We start from the raw sequence: 21,110 nt of genomic DNA on the forward strand, positions 1-21,110 counted from the left end.
TTCCACCGTCACCGAAGCCGAACTGCCCGCGCTGCTGGAGAGCGAGAGCCGGCACGAGCTGGCCATCGAGACCGAACTCCCGCTGCGTGCCCACCTCTTCCAGCTCGACGCGGCGGCCGGCGGCGGCGCCCAGGGGCAGGTGCTGTCGCTGGTGATCCACCATCTGGCCATCGACGGCTGGTCCATCGACGTGCTGTGGCGCGAGCTCTCCACCGCCTACCTCGCCCGCACCGAGGGGCGGCTGCCCGACTTCCCGCCGCTCCCGCTCAGTTACGCCGACTACGCCCACTGGCAGCACACCCTGCTCGGCACCCCAGAGCGGCCTACAGGGCCGGCCACCCGCCAGCTCGACCACTGGCGCACCACCCTGCGCGACCTGCCCGCCGAACTCCCCCTCCCGTACGACCACCCCAGACCCCACGACATCAGCCCCACCGCGCGGGAGATCACCCTGCACTGGGCACCGGACGTACGCGACCGGCTGGCCGCGCTCGCCGCCGGATGCGGCACCACCCTGCTCACCGTGGCGCAGGCCGTGGTGGCCGCGCTGCTCACCCGGCTCGGGGCCGGCACCGACATCCCCCTGGGCACCCCCGTCGCCGGCCGCCCCGACGAGGACCTGGGCGGACTGCTGGGGCACTTCGTCAATACCGTCGTCCTGCGGGTGGACACCTCCGGCCGGCCCGGCGTCCGGGAACTGGTCGCCAGAACCCGGGAGACCGCCCTCAGCGCCTACGCCCACCAGGACCTCCCCTTCGACCGGCTGGTGATGCAGCTGCGCCCGCCGCGCCGCGCCCACCGCAACCCGCTCTTCCAGACCGATGTGACCTGCGCGCCCGCCGACAGCGGACCACGGCCCTTCGGGCCCGGCCTCGCCACCGCCGAGCCTGCCGGGCCGGCCACCGCCAAGTTCGACCTGGCCTTCGGCTTCGTGGACGACCTGGACGGACCCTCCGGCGGCCTCATCTGCCGTCTCACCTACTGCGCCCAGCTGTTCGAGCCCGCCACCGCGCGGCGGATCGGCGCCGCGCTGGACGAGGTGATCGAGGAGTTCGCCGGCCCGCCGGCACCCGCGACGCCCCGGCCGCCGACCCCCAACCGAGGAGACCTCCCATGACCAACCCCTTCGACGACAACGACGGCACCTTCGTGGTGCTCGTCAACGACGAGGGCCAGCACTCACTGTGGCCGGCCTTCATCGAGGTGCCGGCCGGCTGGCACCTCGTCCACGGCGAGGCCGGCCGGCAGAGCTGCCTGGACTACATCGAGACCCACTGGACCGACATGCGGCCCCACAGCCTCATCGCCGCGATGGGCGACGGCGATGCGTAAGTCCGGGCCCGCCACCGGGGCCCCGCCCGCACCGGGGAGGAAGCCGAGGGGAATCGACGGCACCCGGCTGCTGCACCGGATCGAACAGTTCGCGGCGATCGGCCGCAACGAGCACGGCGGCATCGACCGGATGGGCTTCGGCGAGGCCGACCGGGAAGCCCGCGCCCGGCTGGCGCAAGAGGCCCGGCGGGCCGGCCTGCACACCCTCATCGACGCCGGCGGCAACCTCCTCGTGCGGCGCCCCGCCCGGGACCGCGACGGCCGGGACCGCCCGCGTGTCCTCATCGGATCGCACCTGGACACCGTGGCCAACGGCGGCAGACTCGACGGCGCGTACGGGGTGCTGGCCGGTCTCGAAGTGCTCCAGTCCCTCGACGAAACCGCCACCGACACCCGCTGCGAGATCACCGTGGTGGCCTTCGCCAACGAAGAGGGCGCGCTGTTCCCGCAGCCCTTCTGGGGATCCATGGTGCTCGCCGGCCGGCTCGCCGAACTCCCCGCCCACCCCGTGGACTACGCGGGCCGGCCACTGCGGGAGGCCCTGACCCTGGCCGGCGGCGATCTGTCCGACCTGGCGTCGGCCGTCTGGCCCGCCGGCTCCCTCGCCGCCTACCTGGAACTCCATGTGGAGCAGGGGCCGGTACTGGAGCGGCTGGGCGTACCGATCGGCGTGGTCGAATCGATCACCGGGCGTACCCAGTTCACGGTGGAGATCCACGGCACGGCGGGCCACGCCGGCACCACCCCGATGGACGCCCGCCGGGACCCGCTGGTCATCGCCGCCCGGGCGGTCCTCGCCGTACAACGGCTCGCCCGCGACGAGCAGTTGTGCCGGGTCGCCACCGTGGGCCGGTTCGAGGTCGCACCGAACTCCTCCAACACCATCCCCGAAACGGTCCGGTTCAGCGTCGACCTGCGGGACAGCTCCCCGCCGCGGCTCGCCGCCGCCGAGGAGACCCTGCGCGGGACCCTGGCCGCCCTGGCGCGCCACGGCGCGGTACGGATCACGGTGGACGGCGCGGTGCGCACCGATCCCGTACACACCGACGGGCGGCTGCGCGAGGCCATCACCACGGCGGCGCGGGAACTCGGACTCGCCCACGCGTCGCTGCCCAGCGGCGCGGGCCACGACGCGCAGGTCGTCGCGGACATCGCCCCCATCGGCATGATCTTCGTCCCGAGCGTCGGCGGAGTCAGCCATGTGCCGCCCGAGGACACCGCGCCGCAGGATCTGATCGCCGGCGCCGAGGTGCTGCTGCGCACCGTACTGCGGCTGTAACCCCGCCCCGCCGGAGCGGCACCGACCCCGCCCCCGCCGCCCGCTCTCCGCGTCCACTGGGAGTCAGACCATGCCATCCGCCCGGCCGAAGGAGCGACCCGCACGATGACGATCCTGCGCAACGCGCGCTTCCGGCGGCTGCTGATCGGGGAGACCTTCTCCAGCTTCGGCGACAGCGCCATGTTTCTCTCCCTGGCCATCTGGGCCAAGGACCTCACCGGGTCCAACGCCTCCGCCGGGCTGATCTTCCTCTTCCTCACCGTCCCCGGGCTCGGCTCCCCGCTGCTCGGCTACCTCGTCGACCGGGTCAACCGCAAACCGCTGCTGCTGTGGATGTACGGCGGCATGGCGGTGATCCTGCTCTCCCTGCTGGCGGTCCGCTCCGCCGACCAGCTGTGGATCCTCTACCTGGTGGCCTTCTGCTACGGCGTCCTGTTCACCACCCCGGCCCGCAACGCCCTGCTCAAGGATCTGCTGCCGTCCACCGAGGCGGCCCAGGCCAGATCGCTGCTGATCGCCACCCGGGAGGGGGTGCGCATCGTCTCGCCGGCGGTCGGCGCCGGCATCTATGTGGCGTGGGGCGGTGGCTTCCTGGCCGTGCTGGACATCGCGACCTTCCTGATCGCCATGGCGGTGCTCGCCTCCATCAAGGTGACCGAATCGCCACCCGCCGCCTCGGGCGAGCGGTTCGCCACCCAGCTCGTGGCCGGCTTCCGCTACCTCCACCAGGTGCCGCTGCTGTTCCGGCTGGCCCTGGCGGTCATCGGCTTCATGCTGCTGGCCGGTCTGCTGGAGAGCGCGTCCTTCGCCGCCATCGACGAGGGGCTGGGCCGGTCGGCCGCCTTCTTCGGCGTCGCGGCGTCCGTCCAGGGCGCCGGCTCCGTGCTCGGCGGTCTGCTGTCGGGCCCGCTGGTCAGACGGTTCGGGGAGAGCCTGACCAGCGGTGCCGGGTACGCCGTGGTGGCCGTGGCGATGGCGCTGTGCGTCAGCCGGGAGACCGGTCTGTACCTGGCCGGGGTCGCGCTCAACGGGATCGGCATGCCCATGGTGATGGTGGCCCTGGGCACCGCGACCCATCTCTACACCCCCTCGCGGCTCCAGGGCCGGGTGGGCTCGGCGCTGAACATGACGACCGGCGCGGCCCAGTCCCTGTCCATCGCCGCCGGCGCGGTGCTGGTCGGTGTCGTCGACTACCGCCTGCTGTACGCGCTGATCGTGCTCGCCGCGATCGGGGCGGCCGGCACCGTACTGCTGCGGCCCGCGGTGCCCCCCGAGGTCGTCGCCTCCCTCGCCGACCAGGACCCGCGACCGAGTGCCAGGGCCGGGGAACATGCCGCCGCCCACGACTGAGAAGCGGCGCGGGACACCGCCGTCGGCGGTGCGGGCGGTGGAGGAGGCCCTCCACCTGGTGCGCGCCACCCTGGACCGTCGCGAACCGCTGGCCGAGGCACAGATCGCCGCGCTGGAGGCCGCGTTGCTGCTGCTGCGCGCGGGGGAGTGCCCCCCGGACCGGCCGCCCGCCGAACGCCTGGACCTGCTGAGCAGCGCTCTCGGCTCCGCACGGGCGGCGGTCCAGGCGACCGCCGGCACCGTGATCCGGGTACGGGACGCCCTGCGCCGGTCCGGCTGACCCCACCCCTGCGCCCCGAAAGCCGAGAGGCCCATGCCCGCTGATTCCGTTCCCGCCGTTCCCGCCGTTTCCGCCGTTCCCGGCCCCACCGCTCCCGCCGGCCGCACCGTACGGACCGAGGGGAGCCCCGAAGAACAGCTGCTGTGCGAGGTGTTCGCCCTCCTGCTCATGGTCGACCGGGTGGCGCCGCAGGACGACTTCTTCACGCTGGGCGGCCACTCCATGCTCGCCATCCGGCTACAGCGCCGGCTCCGGGCGCTGCTCGGCTGCGACCTGACGGTGCAGGACGTCTTCCGCCACGCCACCCCGCGTGCGCTCGCCGCCCGGCTGCGGGGCCCGGGTCCGGGTGGTGACACCACCGACCCGCTGCTGGCCATCCGGACCACCGGCGACCGCCCCCCGCTGTTCTGTGTCCACCCCATCCTGGGCCTCAGCTGGAGCTACGCGGCGCTGGTGCCCTATCTGGGCCCGGAACAGCCGCTGTACGGACTTCAGGCCGCCCGCACCGCGGACGCGCGGCGGCACGGCACGGCGGAGGAGCTGGCCGGGGACTACCTGGCCCGGATCCGTACCGTCCAGCCCCACGGGCCGTACCGGCTGCTGGGCTGGTCCCTGGGCGGACTGATCGCGCACACCATGGCCACCACGGCGCAGCGCGCGGGCGAGGAGGTCTCCACCCTGGCCATCATCGACGCCTATCCCGCCTCGGTGTTCAGCGGCGACCGGGACGAGGCCGTCCTGGACTCCCTGCTGGACAGCGTCACCACCGATGGCGGCGGCCCCGGGGCCCCGGGCGGCGCGCGGCGGGCCACCGTCGTCGCGGCGCTGCGCGCGGCCACCGGCCTGGCCGACGCGGGCGAGCTGGTCGACGCGGCGGTGCACAACGACCGCCTGCTGAGGGACTTCACCCCCCACCCCTTCCACGGCGACCTGCTGTACTTCACCGCGCTGCGCGGCCGGCCCCCGGGGCTCACCGCTCAGCTGTGGGAGCCGGCCGTCACCGGCACGGTGCGCGAACACCGCGTCCACGCCGCGCACCACGACATGCTGCGCTCCCCCGCGGTGGGCGAGATCGGCGCCGAACTCGCCCGCCGGCTGGCCGGACCGGGCGAGGCGCACCCCTGAGCAACGGCTCCCCGCGCACCGTGCCGGGCGGCACTGACCCGGCAGCTCGGCAAAGTGCTGTCCGATGGGTTCCCAACGGGGCCGCTCCTTCCTACCGTTGCGGATCATGAGCGCCCCCGTCGCCCCACCCGGCTGGAGCCGCTGGCTCGTGCCTCCCGCCGCGCTGTCGGTTCATCTGTCGATCGGCCAGGCATACGCCTGGAGCGTCTTCAAACCGCCCCTCGAATCCGCCCTCGACCTCAGCGGCACCCAGAGCGCGCTGCCCTTCCAGCTCGCCATCGTGATGCTGGGCCTGTCGGCCGCCTTCGGCGGCACCCTGGTCGAACGCAACGGCCCGCGCTGGGCCATGACCGTCGCCCTGGTCTGCTTCTCCTCCGGCTTCCTGCTCTCCGCGCTCGGCGCCGCCACCCAGCAGTACTGGCTGATCGTCCTGGGCTACGGCGCCGTCGGTGGCATCGGCCTCGGCATCGGCTACATCTCCCCGGTCTCCACCCTGATCAAGTGGTTCCCCGACCGGCCCGGGCTCGCCACCGGCATCGCCATCATGGGATTCGGCGGCGGCGCGCTGATCGCCTCGCCCTGGTCGGCCCGGATGCTCGACTCGTTCGGCGCCGATCACACCGGGATCGCCCTCGCGTTCCTCGTGCACGGGCTGACATACGCCGTCTTCATGACGCTCGGCGTGCTGCTGATCCGGGTACCGCGCCCCGTACCGGCCGAGCGCGCCGCACCGGACCGGGAGCGGGTGACCGACGGCGAGATCAGGGTCTCCGCCCGCGCCGCCATCCGCACCCCGCAGTTCTGGTGCCTGTGGGTGGTGCTCTGCATGAACGTGACCGCCGGGATCGGCATCCTGGAGAAGGCCGCCCCGATGATCACGGACTTCTTCGCCCGCTCCAGCGCCCCGGTCTCCGCCTCCGCGGCGGCCGGGTTCGTGGCGCTGCTCTCCGCCGCGAACATGGCGGGCCGGATCGGCTGGTCCGCCACCTCGGACCTGATCGGCCGGAAGAACATCTACCGCGTCTATCTGGGCGTGGGCGCGCTGATGTATCTGCTGATCGTCCTGTTCGGCGGGTCCGCCAAGCCGGTCTTCGTGATCTGCGCGCTGGTGATCCTGTCCTTCTACGGCGGCGGCTTCGCCACCATCCCCGCCTACCTCAAGGACCTCTTCGGCACCTACCAGGTCGGCGCCATCCACGGCCGGCTGCTCACCGCCTGGTCCACGGCGGGGGTGCTGGGCCCGCTGATCATCAACTGGCTCGCCGACCGGCAGGCGGCGGCCGGCCGGGACGGCCCTGAGCTGTACGGGCTCTCCCTCAGCATCATGATCGGGCTGCTGGTCGTCGGCCTCATCGCCAACGAGCTGGTCCGCCCGGTCCACCCCCGCCACCACCTGCCCGACCAGCCAGCCCCGAAGGAGGCCGCGCATGGAGCAGCCGGACGCTTCCAGCAGCCCGAGTCAGCCTGAGCCCCGATCTCCCGACCGGCGCACGCTGATCGTTCTCTCCTGGCTGTGGGTCGGGATACCGCTCGGGTACGGGGTGTACGAGCTGGCCAGGAAGGCGACCCAGCTGTTCACCGGGTGACCCGCGTACGCCGCCCGGGCCGGTGAAACGTGAAGATCATCACGCCCGTGCACCCCATGCATGCGCGAGGTCACCGACCGTAGGGTGCGGCTCATGTCGAAGATCAACGTCGCCCGTCTCGTCGCGCCCGGAGAGCCACTGGAAATCGGAGTGGCCGACAAGCCGGTCCCCGGTCCGAAGGAGGTGCTGGTCAAGGTCGCGGCCTGTGGGCTCGTGCCCAACGCGTTCAACATCATCAACGGTCGCACGCCGGCCACCCTGCCGGAGCTTCCCGCCGTCTTCGGCCTCGACGCGGCGGGGACCGTCGAGGCGGTCGGCGAGCATGTCGTGGGGATCGGGCCGGGGGAGCGCGTGTACGTCGATCCGCTCACGACCTGCGACACCTGCCACCAGTGCCGGCGCGGGCGCCGGGACATCTGCCCGAACGCCTGCCTGCGCGGATACATGTCCATGACGGAAGGCGGCGGGCGGCTGCTCAACCAGTATCCGATGGGCGGCCTTTCGGAGTACGTACTGGCCCCCGACGCGCGGATCGTCCGGCTGCCCGACGCCGTCGATCTGCTGACGGCGGCCCGGTTCGGATACCTGGGGACGTCGTTCGCCGCGCTCCGCAAAGGCCGGCTGGGGCCGGGCCGGAGCCTGTTGATCAACGGGGTGACGGGGACGCTGGGGGTGGCCGCGGTGGCGATCGCGCTCGGCATGGGAGCGACGAAGATCCTCGGCGTCGGGCGCAACCGCCAACTGCTGGAGCGGGTACGGCTGATGTCCCCCGGCCGGGTCGAGACGATCTCGTCGCGGGACGGTGCCGACCTCGTGGCCTGGGCGCGGGGGCACACCGGCGGCGCCGGCGTCGACATGATGTACGACTGCCTGGGGGTGGGCGGGGACGGCGACTCCACCAACACGCTGCTGAGTGCGATCAAGGCCGGTGAGCGGGCGGTCCTGGTCGCGGGAGGTGTCGAGGAGAGCATCAGCCGGACCTATGGGGACGTCCTGATGACTGATGTGCACGCCGTGGGATCCCATTGGTTCACCTCGGCTGAGATCGATCAGATGGTCGCCATGATCGGTGCCGGCCTGATCGATCTGTCGTTCCTCGAACATCGCCCTTTCGCCCTGTCCGAGGTCAATGCCGCCTTCGCCCTCGCCGGATCGCGGCCGGGTGGATTCGTCAATGTGGTGGTTATTCCGGGCGGTGGGGAAGCCGCCCCCCGCTGAGTGCCCGCAGGCGAAGGGAGCCGGCCTTTCTTCCGTTGCCCACACCTCAAAAGCCGCTGTCAAGGGCGATATTTATCACTACCGGGACCAGCCGTAACGCGGTGTTACGGTTGGCCCCGGGCAGTTCGGCGGTCAACGTCTGAGGTCAGAAGTGAAGCATCGGCTCATCGTCAAGGGCGCGCGGCAGCACAATCTCCGTGAGGTATCCGTCGACCTTCCCCACAATTCCCTGATCGTTTTCACCGGAGTGTCCGGGTCCGGCAAGTCGAGCCTGGCCTTCGACACGATATTCGCCGAGGGGCAGCGACGTTATGTGGAATCCCTCTCGGCCTATGCGCGTCAGTTTCTCGGGCAGTTGGAGAGGCCGGACGCCGACGCCGTCGAGGGACTTTCGCCGGCGATCGCGATCGATCAGCGGACGACGAGCCGCAATCCGCGCTCCACGGTCGGCACGGTCACCGAGGTCCATGACCATCTGCGGCTGCTGTACGCCCGGATCGGCCATCCGCACTGCCCCGAGTGCGGCGATCCGGTGCGCCGGACCACCCCGCAGCGCGTCGTGGATCTGCTGCTCACGGAGGAGGAGGGGACCCGCTTCCAGGTGCTGGCCCCGGTGGTGCGGGACCGCAAGGGCGAACATGCCGAGATCTTCCGGCGGTTGTCCGCCGACGGATTCAGCCGGGCCCGGGTGGACGGCACCACCGTGCGCCTGGCGGCCCCGCCCGCACTCGACGGACGCAAAAGACACTCCATCGAGGTGATCGTGGACCGGCCGGCCGTCGCGCCGGGCATCCGGCAGCGGCTGACCGAGTCCGTGGAGACCGCCTTCCGCCTCGGCGGCGGCCTCCTGCGGATCGTCTTCACCGCCGACCGCGAGCAGGTGTTCTCCGAGCAGCTGGCCTGCCCGCGTTCGCACGACCTCGGCCTGGAAACCCTGGAACCGCGGCTGTTCTCCTTCAACGCGCCCTGGGGCGCCTGCCCCGAGTGCACCGGCCTCGGCTCCCGTACCCAGATCGATCCCGCCCTGGTGGTCCCCGACGACACCAAGTCCCTGGCCCAGGGCGCCATCGCCCCCTGGACCAACACCAGCGGCGCCGCCTACTTCAGCCGGCTGCTCGAAGCCCTTGCCGCCGACGCCGGCTTCGCCACCACCACCCCCTGGCGCGAACTGCCCCCCGACATCAGGCGGCTGGTGCTGCACGGCGGCGACCGGCGACTGACCGTCCCCTACCGGGACCGCACCGGCCGCGACCGCTCACATCTGAACCGCTTCGAGGGCGTGCTCCCGCACATCCGCCGCCGTCTCGGCGAGGACGGGGAATCCCCGGGCGGCGGGGGCCGGTTCACCGGATACCTGCGCGAGGTGCCGTGCACGGCCTGCGGCGGCGCCCGGCTGGCCCCGCACGTGCTGGCCGTCACCGTCGGCGACCGCAGCATCGCCGAGGTGGCCGCCCTCCCGCTCCGTGACCTCCCTGCGTTCCTGGGCGGGCTGGAACTGTCCGGCACCGAACGGCGGATCGCCGCTCCGCTCCTCGCCGAACTCGCCGAGCGGCTGCGTTTCCTGCTGGACGTCGGCCTGGACCATCTCTCCCTCGACCGGCCCGCCGCCTCCCTGTCCGGCGGCGAGGCCCAGCGGATCCGGCTGGCGAGCCAGCTCGGCACCGGGCTGACCGGGGTGCTCTACGTCCTGGACGAACCGTCCGTCGGACTGCACCAGCGCGACAACCAGCGGCTCATCGCGACCCTGCGGCGGCTGCGCGACCGCGGCAACACGGTGATCGTCGTCGAGCACGACGAGGAGACCCTGCGGGTGGCCGACTGGGCGGTGGACATCGGACCCGGCGCCGGAGACCTGGGCGGCCGGGTCGTCTTCTCCGGCCCGGCCCGGGAGTTGGCCGGTCACCCCGGATCCGTCACCGGCGACTATCTGTCCGGACGCCGTACGATCCCGGTACCCGCGCGGCGCAGGAAGCCCGACCCGGACCGGGCCATCACCGTGCACGCGGCAACCGAGCACAACCTCCGGGAGGTGACGGCGGCCTTCCCGCTCGGCCTGTTCACCGCCGTCACCGGAGTCTCCGGATCCGGCAAGTCCACCCTGGTCAACGACATCCTGCACGCCGCCGTGGCCCAGCGCGTCCACCGCGCCCACCGGGTCCCCGGACGGCACCGCGCCATCACGGGCATCGAGCACATCGACAAGGTGATCCAGGTCGATCAGGCCCCCATCGGCCGCAGCCCCCGCTCCAACCCGGCCACCTACACCGGGGTCTTCGACAAACTGCGGGAGCTGTTCGCCCGCACCCCGGAGGCGAACGTCCGTGGCTATGGGCCCGGCCGCTTCTCCTTCAACGTCAAGGGCGGCCGGTGCGCCGCCTGCGAGGGCGACGGCGTCGTCCGGGTCGAGATGAACTTCCTGCCCGACGTCCACGTCCCGTGCGAGGTGTGCCACGGCGCCCAGTACAACCGCGAGACCCTTCAGGTGCGTTACCGCGGACACAGCATCGCCGCCATCCTCGCGATGACCGTGACCCAGAGCCTGGAGCTCTTCGGCGGCCACCCGGCCATCGCCCGCCACCTGCGGGCCCTGGAGGAGGTGGGCCTGGGCTATGTGAAACTCGGCCAGCCCGCCACCACCCTGTCCGGCGGCGAGGCCCAGCGCGTCAAACTCGCCGCCGAACTCCAGCGGCGCACCCACGGCCGTACCCTCTACATCCTGGACGAGCCCACCACCGGCCTGCACACCGCCGACATCGCCCGGCTGCTGGGCGCCCTCGACCGCCTGGTGGCGGGCGGCAACACCGTCGTCGTCATCGAACACCACCTGGACGTCATCAAGAGCGCCGACTGGCTGATCGACATGGGCCCCGAGGGCGGCGACCGGGGCGGCCGGATCATCGCGGAAGGCACCCCCGAACACCTCGCCGCCCACCCCCACTCGTACACCGGCCGCTATCTGCGCCCCCTGCTGGAGCCGAAGTGAGCGCCGCGGAGCCGGCGGATCCGCCGCCGCAGGAGCTCGACGCGTCCGGTGAGCCGCCCGCCCGGCTCACCACCCGGGGCGGCGGCGACGATCAGGTCAAGGACTATCTGCGGCTCATCGGCAAGGTCCGGCTGCTCACCGCCGATCAGGAGGTGGAGCTGGGGAAGCGGATCGAGGCCGGGCTGTACGCCCAGCGCCTGCTCACCGAGCGGCCACGGCTGACCCCACGGCTCGGCGCGGAGCTGGCCCTGCTCGCCGAGGACGGCCGCCGGGCGAAGGCCCACCTCACCGAGGCCAATCTGCGTCTGGTGGTCTCCCTCGCCAAGCGCTTCACCGGACGCGGACTGCCGTTCCTCGACCTGATCCAGGAGGGCAACATCGGGCTGATCAGGGCCGTGGAGAAGTTCGACTACACCCTGGGCTTCAAGTTCTCCACCTACGCGACCTGGTGGATCAAGCAGTCGATCACCCGGGCCCTCGCCGACCAGAGCCGGATCATCCGCATCCCCGTGCACGCCGTGGAGATCATCAACCGGGTGAGCCGGGTCCGCCGTCAGCTCCTCCAGGACACCGGGCGGGAACCCACCACGGAGGAAGTGGCCCGCAAGGCCGGCATTTCCGCCGAGCGGCTGGCCGAACTCGACGACCACGCCCGGGAACCCATATCGCTGCATACGACGCTGAGTCAGGACGGCAGCGGCAGCACCGAGTTCGGCGATCTGATCATGGACACCGACTCGCCCACGCCCTGGGAGGTGGTGGTCGCCGGCGTCCTGCGGCGGACCATCATGGACCTGCTGGCCGGGATGTCACCGCGCGAGGCGGGCATCATCGCCCTGCGGTACGGCCTCACCGACGGCCGCGCCCGGACCCTGGAGGAGATCGGCCGGGTCTACGGGGTGACCCGTGAACGCATCCGCCAGATCGAGTCCCGCACCCTGAGCAAGCTGCGCCACCCCGCGCGCAGCCAGGAGCTGAGTGACTACCGGCACGCCCACTGACGCCCCCGGGCGGGCGCGACGGTCGGCGCGAAAAGGGCCGGGGCGTCCCTTGTCGAGTGCCTGGGCATTCATCTGGTCTTCAACATCAAGAAATAGTAAACCGAATCATCGTCACGTTGTGACCTTTGTCACCCGCCGGTGGCCGACAGATCATGCGCCCGCATATCCACATCGACGTATGCGTGTGGCACGATGCACCGTGTCGGCTCCGACCGATCTTGCAAGCCGATGCGACCTGTCACGAATTTCTGACCGACTTGCCGATCGCCCGACCTGACCACCGGGCGGCGGTACGGCATTTGACTTCTTTAATCTTTGGCCAGTCGTCACACGGGGAGACGAGAATGCCGACGATGATTGTCATCGGATATCGGGACGATCTCGACCGGGCGCTTCGGCGCCGTGGCATCGATCCTTTCTACATCGTGCAGCCGCCGATGATTCCACCACCGGACCGCAGCTTCCGGTGCGTCAGCGACATCGAGAATGCCCTGGACTTATCGAGAGTTGTTCTCGGGGCGCGCCCCGACGCGGTGGCAGGGGCCCTCAGCGTTCATGAAATGGGCGTGTTCGGGGCGGCCCACCTGCGGCAGCAGTTGGACCTTCCGGGAAACCGGGATGCCACGGGCACCCTCCGGTTCCGGGACAAGTATCTCCAAAAGAGCGGCCTGCCGGACCGGGTCAGGCGGGCGCGCTGCCGGTATGTGACGGCGGACGACCCCTACGACGAGCTGGTCCACGAGCTCGGGGACACCTTCGTCATCAAGCCCGCGACCGGCGCCGGCTCCCAGCGCACCAGCATCGTACGCACCCGCCAGGAGTACACGCGGGCGCTCGGACTCTTCCCCGGCGGCTCGGACATCGCGATCGTCGGTGAGTCCTTCATCGACGCCCCCGAGATCTACGTGGACGGCATCTGGCTGCACGGCGCCCTGCGGTGGTCCTCGATATCGAGCTACCGTCTGCCGCCGGTCGGCGCCGTGCACGGCGGAACACTGGGCGCCCACACTTTGGACGAACGACTGCACACCACGCTCTTCCAGCAGGCGCGAACACTCGCCGAGGACGTACTCGGCCAATTGAACGCACCGGACTGCGTATTCCATCTGGAGGCGTTCACCGAGGATTCCGGACTCACCTTCGGTGAATGCGCCATACGGCTGCCGGGTGGGCCGTCCCCACAGGTCAACGCCCTGGCATTCGGCGTCGACCTCTTCGACGCCGAAATCAGCCTCGCGCTCGGCGAAAAAATCGAGCAGGACCTGGATCACGTCCCGGATCGCTGCTACGGATTCGTGCTGCTGCGCCGCCCCAGCGCCGGAAATCTGACCCAGCGGGATTTCGAGCGCGCCTTCCGTTTCGACGAGATCGAATACAACGCGGATCCCGACGCACCGCCAGGCCCCTACGGCAAGGTCGGCCAGGCCATTGTCTCCGATCGGGACGAGCACACCGTGCGGGCGACCATCGAGGACATCGTGCGATTCAACGAAACCGGCGGCGGATAACGCGCCGGTTCACACCGCGGACATCTGGTCCCGGTGCTCGGCCCGCCTCATTCCACCCCCTTCCGCTTCCGCTGCCACTTCCGCATTCATCCGTTCGGAGGTCTCGTTCCCATGCCCGAAAGACGACTCTTCACGACGCTTCCCCAACTGCTGGAGAACGCCGCGCGCGACACCTCGCGAGGCATCACCTTCGTCGGCGGCTCCTTCCTCTCCTACGCCGAACTGCGCGAATCCGCCCACCGGATCGCGCAAGGACTGCGCGGCCACGGCACCGCCCCCGGCGATCGGGCGCTGCTCTCCGTCCAGGACCCGGAGAGCTTCCTGCGCGCCTTCTGGGGATGCGTACTGAGCGGCGTGGTGCCCTGTCCGATCGCCCCACCGGCCGACCCGGCCCGGTACCGCGCACAACTGGCCCACCTGCGTACGCTCCTGGGCGACCCGCTGCTCGTGGTCCCCAAGTCGGCCACCGCCGACCTGCCCGACCTGACCGAGGCCGGGCTGCGGAGCGTGACCGTGGAGGAGCTGAGCCAGCTCTCGCCCGGCGACCACGAGCCGTACGCGCCCGCCGCCGACCACCTCGCCCTGCTGATGCTCACCTCCGGCTCCACCGGATCGAGCAAGGCGGTCCGGCTCACCGGCGCCAACCTGCTTGCGGCGGTGGCCGGCAAGGCCCAGGCACTCGAACTCGGCCCCGACGACACCATGATGAACTGGGTCTCGGCCGACCACATCGCCGCCGTCGAGGCCCATCTGCTGCCCATGTCGCTGGGCGCCGACCAGGTGATGGCGACGCCCGCGGCCGTGCTGCCCGACCCGGTGGAGTTCCTGCGGCTGCTGACGGCCCACCGGATCAGCGTGGCGGTGACCCCCAACTTCCTGTTCGGGCAGATCAATCAGGCCCTGGGCGACGGACCCGCCGAGCAGCAGGGGGTCGAGCTGTCCCGGGTGCGGTACATCATCTCCGGCGGCGAAGCCACGGTCACCGCCACCGCACAGGAGTTCCTGGGCACGCTGTCCCGCTACGGGCTGCGCCGCGAGGCGATCGTGCCCGCGTTCGGGATGACGGAGACCTGCGCGGGCAGCATCTTCAACCGTGAGTTCGCCGCGCGTGACCTGGCCACCGAGTTCCCGCCCCTGGGCCACCCGGTGCGGGGACTGCGGATCCGCATCGGTGACGCCGACGGCGCCGCCGAAGGTGAGGTGCAGTTGCGCGGCCCGATGGTCACCGACGGGTACTTCGGCGACCCGGAGGCCACCGCCCGCGCCTTCACCCCGGACGGCTGGTTCCGCACCGGAGACCTGGGGCGCCTGGACCCCGACGGCCGGCTCACCCTGGTCGGCCGGACCAAGGACTCCGTCATCGTCAACGGCATCAACTACTACAGCCATGAACTGGAAGCCGTCCTGGACGAACTGACCGACATCCGGCGCAGCCAGATCGCCGCCTTCCCGATCCGGCCCGCGGGAGCCGACTCCGAACAACTCGCCGTGGCCTTCGTCCCGGCGGCCGATGGAGCCGACGACTCCGCCGTCTACCGGGCGATGGTGGCCATCCGCTCCTCCACCGTGCTGCACTGGGGGTTCCGCCCCCAACTGATCCTCCCGGTCACCGCCGGCGAACTCCCCCGTGGCAACCTCGGCAAGATCCAGCGCTCCCGGCTGCGCGCCGCCGTCGAAGCCGGAGAGCTGGACCACGCCCGCCGGCGGGCGGACCGGGTGAGCACCCGCTTCCTGGGCACCCATGTCCCGCCCCGGGGCGATGCCGAGACCGCGCTCGCCGCCGTCTACGCCCGGGTACTGGGCACCACCCCCGTCTCCGCCACGGCGAGCTTCTTCGACCTGGGCGGCACCTCACTGGACGTCCTGCGGCTCAAGTCGGAGATCCAGACCGGCTTCGGCATCGACGACGTGCCCATGTCCACCTTGCTCCAGGCGCCGACCGTACGCGCGCTGGCCGCCCGGCTCACCGCCGGTCCTGGCAGCGGCGGAGACACCGCCTACGATCCGCTGGTGCCGCTCCAGGTCACCGGCGAGGGCACCCCACTGTTCTGCGTCCACCCCGGCCTCGGCGAGGTCCTGGTGTTCGTCAACCTCGCCAAGTACTTCACCGGCGAGCGGCCGTTCTACGCGCTGCGGGCGCGCGGCTTCGGCCGGGGCGAGACCCACTTCGGATCGTTCGCCGACATGGTCTCCTCCTATGTGACCGCGATCCGCCGCGCCCAGCCCAGCGGACCGTACGCCGTCGCCGGCTACTCCTACGGCGCGGCCGTCGCCTTCGAGATCGCCAAACGGCTGGAGGCCGACGGCGACCGGGTCGACTTCGTCGGCGTCCTCAACCTGCCGCCACGCATATCCGGCCGGATGAACGAGATCACCTTCACCGACGGCGCCATCAATCTCGCACTCTTCCTGGAACTGATCCAGCCCGCCGACGTCGCTCGGCTCACCACCACCCTGCGCCCACTGCCCGAGGCCGAACAGCTGGCCCACCTGATCGATCACGCGCCGCGGGGGCGCCTGACCGAACTGGACCTCACCGTTGCCCGGTTCGCCGACTGGGTGCACCTGGCGCAGAACATGGTGCACCTGGGCCGCAGCTACGAACCCTCCGGTTCGGTCGGGAAGGTGCGGGTCTTCTACTGCACCCCGCTGAAGGGCTCCAAGGAGGACTGGCTCAACCACCAGCTCCGCGACTGGGACGAGTTCACCCGGGAGACCAACACCTACACCGAGGTCGACGGGGAGCACTACACCCTGATGAGCCCCCAGCATGTGGGCACCTTTCAGGCGACCCTGCGACGCGAACTGTCCAACGCCCTGGAGGGCCACTGATCATGCGCGGAAAGAAGATCCTCATCACCGGCGGCACCGGACAGGTCGCCCGGCCGGTCGCCGAAGCACTCGCCGCCGACAACGAGGTGTGGTGCCTGGGCCGGTTCGGCGACCAGGACGCCCGCAGGGCCCTGCGGGAAGCCGGCGCCCGCACCGTCGTGTGGGACATGGCCACCGATGATCTCCCGGACCTGCCGGGCGACTTCACCCACGTGCTGCACTCGGCCGTATGGCGTGGCGACGGCCGGGACTTCGAGGAGACGGCCCGCATCAACGCGGTGGGCACCGCACGGCTGATGACGCACTGCGCCACCGCCGAGGCGTTCCTGTTCGTCTCCTCCGGAGTCGTCTACCACCGCGCCGACCGCACCCATCCCTACCGGGTGGGCGATCCGCTCGGCGCGGCGGCGCCCTGGCTGCCGACCTACCCCATCGCCAAACTCACCGCCGAAGGAGTGGCCCGGGGCCTGGCCGAGACCCTCGGACTGCCCACCGTGATCGCCCGCCTCAACATCGCCTACGGCACCCAAGGGCACGGCGGACTGCCGGTGATCCTCTTCGAGCAGATGCGGGCCGGCCGGCCCTGCGCCGTGCCCAACGAAGGGCAGAACTACTGCAATCTGCTGCACACCAGCGACATCGTCCGGCAGACACCGCTGCTGTGGGAGGCGGCCGGGGTGCCCGCCCGGGTGGTGAACTGGGGCGGTGACGAGGTGGTCGGCGTCACCGACCTCCTGGAGTACATGTCCGAACTCACCGGCGTCCCGGTCCGCGTCGAGCCCGGCGATCTCAGCCGCGAGACAGCCGTCTTCGACCACACCGCCCGCCGCGAACTCATCGGCGACTGCACGGTCGACTGGAAACCCGGCGTCGCCCGCACCCTGGCCGACCGGTTCGCCGAGTACCGCGACCGGATCCATGCCCACCTCGCCGACCGGGAACGGAGCTGAGATGCGCACCACCACGGACATCGACGAACTCCGGCGGGTGTGGCGCGCCGCCCTCGGCTCCCCGGAGCCGGTCTGCCTCCCGGACCAACTGGAGCAGGGCGGCCCCGCGTTCACCGCGCTGGACCCGGCCGTACGCACCCGCCGCACGCTGATCGGCGGCGGCACCCCGTACCACCCCAGCAGCCCCGCCCCCGGGCCCGACGCGCTCGACGCACTGGTGCGCCGCGCGCGGGACCTCCAGGTGCCGCAGATCCTGGTGCCCCAGGTGCGCCGCACGGATGACAGCGGCGCGCTGCGGGCGGCCGGCTTCGTCCCCGTCGCGGCCGGCAGCGAGTGCGTCGTACGGCTCGGCGAGGAGGTGGACGAACTGCTGCGCGGCCGGGTCGGCTCCGCCCAACTGCGTGATCTGCGCCGCCGGCACCGCGCCGCCGCCCGCGACCTCAGCTGGGAGCGGATCCCACTGAGCGAACTGGACCGACAACCCTGGGCGGGCGAGGCGTTCACGGAACTGCACCGGCGCCACGCCAAAGCCCACGGCGGCCCGGAGCGTCCGTACAACGCCGAGGCCCTGCACGCGCTGGCCCACGGCCCGCTCGCCGAGCGCGGCGAGCTGATCGTACGGCGCGCGGGCGACACGGTGGTGCAGGCCGGGCTGCTGCTGACGTCCCGCAGCGGCCGGGGGACGTACGTCCTCGGGCAGGCCGCCGACCCCGACCATCCGCTCGCGGCGCGCAACCTCCGGCCCGCCTTCCTGTACGGGGTGTACCTCCAGGCCAGGCGGGCCGGCCTGGACTGGGTCCATCTCGGCCGGGGGGACGCGCAGCGGGCGCGGCGGCTGGGCGCCGACCTGTTCGTCCCGCTCGACCACTGGCTGCGCGCCCCCGGCCTGGAGCCGGCGCGGCCGGGCCCGCCGGAGCCGGCCCTGACGCGGTTCGCGGCGCCGCCGCTGGCCACCGTGACCGCCCCGGGCCCGGCCCGGTTCCGGAACCGGCCGCGCTTCGACCTGGTGGACCTGTCCAGCAACACCCATCCGCACCTGGGCGACGAGGCCCGTTACCCCGACCTCAACACGGCCGACCTCGCCGGGACCTACCTCGGCGCGCTCTCCCGACTGCCCGGCCATCCGGGCCTGGAAGGGCTGACCCCCGACCATCTGCTCTTCACCAGCGGCGCGGTGGACGGCGTACTGGTGCTGCTGGCGGCGCTGGCCTCACCCGGCGAGCAGGTCGTCGTCACCCCGCCCACCTTTGAGCTGTACGCCCACTTCGCCCGGGTGCTGCGGCTGCCGGTGCGGGAGGTGCCGCTGGGCGGTGCCGACCTGTGCGAACTCGACACGGCACGGATTCTGGCGGCCGACCCACGGGTGACCCTGCTGTGCGATCCGGGCAACCCGGTGGGCACCCGGCTGGACCCGGCACAGGTGCACGAACTGGTGACCGGCACCCGGGGCCTGGTGGTGATCGACGAGGCATACGTCGAGTTCAGCGAGGGGCCCTCGTACGCCGGGCTGGTCGGGCGGCACGAGAACCTCATCGTGCTCAGGACGCTGTCGAAGGCGTGGGGCCTGGCGAGCGCCCGCTGCGGGATCGTGCTGGCCCAGCCCGGCGTCATCGAGGCGCTGCGCCGCGTCCAGGTACCGTTCGGGTTCACCCAGGCGTCGCAGCGCGCGGTACGGAGCCGGCTGACCGGCGCCCGGCGGGTGAGCGCCGGGATCGGGCAGCTGAGGGCCGAGCGCGAGCGGATGGCCGCGGCGCTGGCCGGGCTTGCGGCGGTGGAGCGGGTGTTCCCCTCGGAGGCCAACTTCCTGCTGGTCCGGTTCCGTCAGCCGGAGCGGGTGCTGGCCCAGCTGCGCGACGCGGGGATCCTGGTGGCCGACACCGGGCAACTCGTCCCCGGCACCTGCCGCGTCACCATCGGCGACCGGCAGGCCAACCGGGCCCTGCTGGAGGCGCTGACGGCCGCCGCCGCCGGGGACTAGGGACTAGGAGATGTCGATGGGCGGGTTCGCCGAGTCCTTGGTCTCGATGGTGAGGAAGGACAGGGCGCTGTCGCCGATGTTCCGCAGATCGTGGAGGTGGTGACCGCCCCCGGCGATCCGGAAGTGGCGGCTCTCACCGCGGGTGTAGGTGACCTCGCGCGTGACGCCGTCACTTCCGTGCTGCCGGGCCCGGCCGTCGGTGAGGGCGGTCCAGAAATAGTCCAGCACATGCCGGTGCGCGGGAAGGCGCTCGCCGGGCTGGAGCGTGGTGGTCCAGATCCGCAGTGCGTCGGTCTCGGTCAGCAGGGTCTGTCCGACCCGGCCGCTGTGGGCGTTGTGCTCGAAGTCCTTGTGCAGTTCGGGGCTCCACCGGCTGAAACCCTCGTCGACGACGGTGGCGGCCGGCGGGGGATCGGAGGGGGAACCACTACTGCCCACGAACCGGGTCCTTTCGAATCCGGTGCGGCTCGCCGCACCAACGCGCCGCAACCGACGGTGAGTTGCGGGCCGCTCGCCAGGCTATAACTGGCCCGGACGCGGCGGCAAGGACCCGGGGGCGCTACGGCAGGACCACCGGGACCGGCAGCCGCCGGCGGGCCGGGGGCGGGGGAGGGGTGGCGCGGTCGGTGGTCATGTGGGCGCGCAGCACATCCATCGCGGTACGGCCCAGCTCCGCGCCGTCGACATCGATGGAGGGGATGGCCGGGAAGCCCAGCGCCTCGGCCACCGGGCGTTCGATCGTCACCGCCAGCTCCTCGGGGACCCGGATGCCCCGGGCGCCGAGGGTGAAGACGATGCCGAGGCCGAGCGCGGTGGCGTACGGGATGACCGCCGTCGCGCCACTCGCCGCGACCGCCGGCGCGATACCGGTGCCGGCGGCGAACGTCGGCGGCAGCGGACCGAAGGTGCTCAGCACGGTGGACGCCGACTCGGTGACGGCGCGCACCGCCGCGATGCGCCGGCCGTTCTGCCAGGAGCGGTCCGTACCGCCGACCAGGGCGATGTGCCGGTGGCCGCGCTCGATGAAGTGGCGGGCCACCGCCGCGAAGGCGGTGGCGGTGTCGGCCACCACCGAGGGGATGCCGTCGAGTTCGCGGTCGATCAGCACGGCCGGCTTGTAGCCGCAGCCCGCCGCCACCTGGGCGTCCGAGCCGCGCGGGGCGGTCAGCAGGAAGCCGTCCACCTGGGCCGACAGGGTGGCCAGCGCCGCCACGTCCGCCTCGGAATCCAGGCCGTTGACCACCACGGCGAGTTGGAGACCGCACTCGGCGGCGCGCTGCTGGGCGCCGCCGACGATCGGCGGGAAGAAGGCGTTCTCCAGAGTCGGTACGACGACCGCGACCACTCCGGTACGGCCACGGGCGAGCGCCGACGCCGCGTGATGCGGCACGAAGCCGAGCCGCTCGGCGACCTGGCGGACCCGTACGACCGTGTCGGGCGCGACCAGCGCGGGGCGGCCAAGTGCCCGGGACGCGGTGGATTTCGAGACGCCGGCGAGGCGGGCGACATCGTCCAGCGTTGGCACAGGACCCCCAGCTCGCTCCGCCACTCGTCACGGTGGCCCAGAAGGAATATTACCCAGAGTCACACCAGCCTCTGCAACATTTACGTATCGTTAACGGCTGCCGCTGGTGGTGTTCCGTGGTCGGACATTACTGTCACCACAACCGGTTGCACAACCGGTTGCG

The 21,110-nt window shown here is 71.7% G+C and carries 16 protein-coding genes and 1 pseudogene; 15 read left to right on the forward strand and 2 right to left on the reverse strand.

Features of this window, described 5'->3' with window-relative positions:
* The 15 genes and pseudogenes from AC5WRL_RS27485 to AC5WRL_RS27555 all read left to right on the forward strand — a co-directional run.
* The coding region (locus AC5WRL_RS27485; protein ID WP_496091386.1) for a condensation domain-containing protein at window positions 1-1,117 on the forward strand (1,117 nt) is incomplete at its 5' end.
* Entirely contained in the window at window positions 1,114-1,332 is a 219-nt protein-coding gene (locus tag AC5WRL_RS27490) for an MbtH family protein (protein WP_496091387.1), read from the forward strand. The genes AC5WRL_RS27485 and AC5WRL_RS27490, both read left to right, overlap by 4 nt.
* A complete protein-coding gene (locus AC5WRL_RS27495) occupies window positions 1,325-2,611 on the forward strand; it encodes a Zn-dependent hydrolase (protein ID WP_496091388.1) in 1,287 nt (428 codons plus the stop codon). Before AC5WRL_RS27490 ends, AC5WRL_RS27495 begins: the two co-directional genes overlap by 8 nt.
* Window positions 2,612-2,716: 105 nt before the next feature.
* The gene (locus AC5WRL_RS27500) at window positions 2,717-3,961 is read left to right on the forward strand and encodes an MFS transporter (protein WP_496091389.1); all 1,245 of its coding nucleotides are present in this window, start codon (window positions 2,717-2,719) and stop codon (window positions 3,959-3,961) included.
* A gap of 37 nt (window positions 3,962-3,998) precedes the next feature.
* Entirely contained in the window at window positions 3,999-4,241 is a 243-nt protein-coding gene (locus AC5WRL_RS27505; protein WP_496091390.1) for a hypothetical protein, read from the forward strand.
* 33 nt (window positions 4,242-4,274) lie between these two features.
* Window positions 4,275-5,366 (forward strand): thioesterase domain-containing protein, encoded by a 1,092-nt coding sequence (locus tag AC5WRL_RS27510; RefSeq protein WP_496091391.1) that lies wholly within the window; start codon window positions 4,275-4,277, stop codon window positions 5,364-5,366.
* Between the two features lie 106 nt (window positions 5,367-5,472).
* A complete protein-coding gene (locus AC5WRL_RS27515) occupies window positions 5,473-6,834 on the forward strand; it encodes an OFA family MFS transporter (RefSeq protein ID WP_496091392.1) in 1,362 nt (453 codons plus the stop codon).
* Window positions 6,794-6,952: an MFS transporter small subunit gene (locus AC5WRL_RS27520; protein WP_496091393.1), complete on the forward strand. Its 159-nt coding sequence runs from the start codon at window positions 6,794-6,796 to the stop codon at window positions 6,950-6,952. Before AC5WRL_RS27515 ends, AC5WRL_RS27520 begins: the two co-directional genes overlap by 41 nt.
* Before the next feature lie 93 nt (window positions 6,953-7,045).
* Entirely contained in the window at window positions 7,046-8,170 is a 1,125-nt protein-coding gene (locus AC5WRL_RS27525) for an alcohol dehydrogenase catalytic domain-containing protein (RefSeq protein WP_496091394.1), read from the forward strand.
* Window positions 8,171-8,321: 151 nt separating this feature from the next.
* Complete coding sequence (gene uvrA, locus AC5WRL_RS27530) at window positions 8,322-11,153, forward strand: excinuclease ABC subunit UvrA (protein WP_496091395.1); 2,832 nt, start codon at window positions 8,322-8,324, stop codon at window positions 11,151-11,153.
* Between the two features lie 86 nt (window positions 11,154-11,239).
* Window positions 11,240-12,154 (forward strand): annotated as a pseudogene (locus AC5WRL_RS27535) (RNA polymerase sigma factor); the annotation flags it as partial.
* A gap of 353 nt (window positions 12,155-12,507) precedes the next feature.
* Window positions 12,508-13,662 carry an ATP-grasp domain-containing protein gene (locus tag AC5WRL_RS27540; RefSeq protein WP_496091396.1) on the forward strand — a complete coding sequence of 385 codons (1,155 nt, stop codon included), beginning with the start codon at window positions 12,508-12,510 and terminating at the stop codon, window positions 13,660-13,662.
* Between the two features lie 111 nt (window positions 13,663-13,773).
* Window positions 13,774-16,494, forward strand: a complete 2,721-nt coding sequence (locus AC5WRL_RS27545) for an alpha/beta fold hydrolase (RefSeq protein WP_496091397.1) — start codon at window positions 13,774-13,776, stop codon at window positions 16,492-16,494.
* Between the two features lie 2 nt (window positions 16,495-16,496).
* Window positions 16,497-17,444, forward strand: a complete 948-nt coding sequence (locus tag AC5WRL_RS27550; RefSeq protein ID WP_496091398.1) for an NAD-dependent epimerase/dehydratase family protein — start codon at window positions 16,497-16,499, stop codon at window positions 17,442-17,444.
* Between the two features lies 1 nt (window position 17,445).
* Window positions 17,446-19,422 (forward strand): aminotransferase class I/II-fold pyridoxal phosphate-dependent enzyme, encoded by a 1,977-nt coding sequence (locus tag AC5WRL_RS27555; RefSeq protein WP_496091399.1) that lies wholly within the window; start codon window positions 17,446-17,448, stop codon window positions 19,420-19,422.
* Window positions 19,423-19,425: 3 nt separating this feature from the next.
* On the opposite strand, the gene AC5WRL_RS27560 is transcribed toward AC5WRL_RS27555, so the two are convergent.
* Window positions 19,426-19,860, reverse strand: a complete 435-nt coding sequence (locus tag AC5WRL_RS27560) for a cupin domain-containing protein (RefSeq protein WP_496091400.1) — start codon at window positions 19,858-19,860, stop codon at window positions 19,426-19,428.
* A gap of 121 nt (window positions 19,861-19,981) precedes the next feature.
* Window positions 19,982-20,947, reverse strand: coding sequence for a LacI family DNA-binding transcriptional regulator (locus AC5WRL_RS27565; protein ID WP_496091401.1), 966 nt, complete (start codon window positions 20,945-20,947; stop codon window positions 19,982-19,984).
* Window positions 20,948-21,110: the final 163 nt, after the last annotated feature.

This window comes from Streptomyces sp. NTD107 (genome assembly GCF_059510435.1).

Bases quoted from the DNA above. Each gene is read 5' to 3' on its own strand.
- AC5WRL_RS27490 (WP_496091387.1), top strand. From the start codon at position 1,114: ATGACCAACCCCTTCGACGACAACGACGGCACCTTCGTGGTGCTCGTC.
- AC5WRL_RS27495 (WP_496091388.1), top strand. From the start codon at position 1,325: ATGCGTAAGTCCGGGCCCGCCACCGGGGCCCCGCCCGCACCGGGGAGG.
- AC5WRL_RS27500 (WP_496091389.1), top strand. From the start codon at position 2,717: ATGACGATCCTGCGCAACGCGCGCTTCCGGCGGCTGCTGATCGGGGAG.
- AC5WRL_RS27510 (WP_496091391.1), top strand. From the start codon at position 4,275: ATGCCCGCTGATTCCGTTCCCGCCGTTCCCGCCGTTTCCGCCGTTCCC.
- AC5WRL_RS27515 (WP_496091392.1), top strand. From the start codon at position 5,473: ATGAGCGCCCCCGTCGCCCCACCCGGCTGGAGCCGCTGGCTCGTGCCT.
- AC5WRL_RS27520 (WP_496091393.1), top strand. From the start codon at position 6,794: ATGGAGCAGCCGGACGCTTCCAGCAGCCCGAGTCAGCCTGAGCCCCGA.
- AC5WRL_RS27525 (WP_496091394.1), top strand. From the start codon at position 7,046: ATGTCGAAGATCAACGTCGCCCGTCTCGTCGCGCCCGGAGAGCCACTG.
- AC5WRL_RS27540 (WP_496091396.1), top strand. From the start codon at position 12,508: ATGATTGTCATCGGATATCGGGACGATCTCGACCGGGCGCTTCGGCGC.
- AC5WRL_RS27545 (WP_496091397.1), top strand. From the start codon at position 13,774: ATGCCCGAAAGACGACTCTTCACGACGCTTCCCCAACTGCTGGAGAAC.
- AC5WRL_RS27550 (WP_496091398.1), top strand. From the start codon at position 16,497: ATGCGCGGAAAGAAGATCCTCATCACCGGCGGCACCGGACAGGTCGCC.
- AC5WRL_RS27555 (WP_496091399.1), top strand. From the start codon at position 17,446: ATGCGCACCACCACGGACATCGACGAACTCCGGCGGGTGTGGCGCGCC.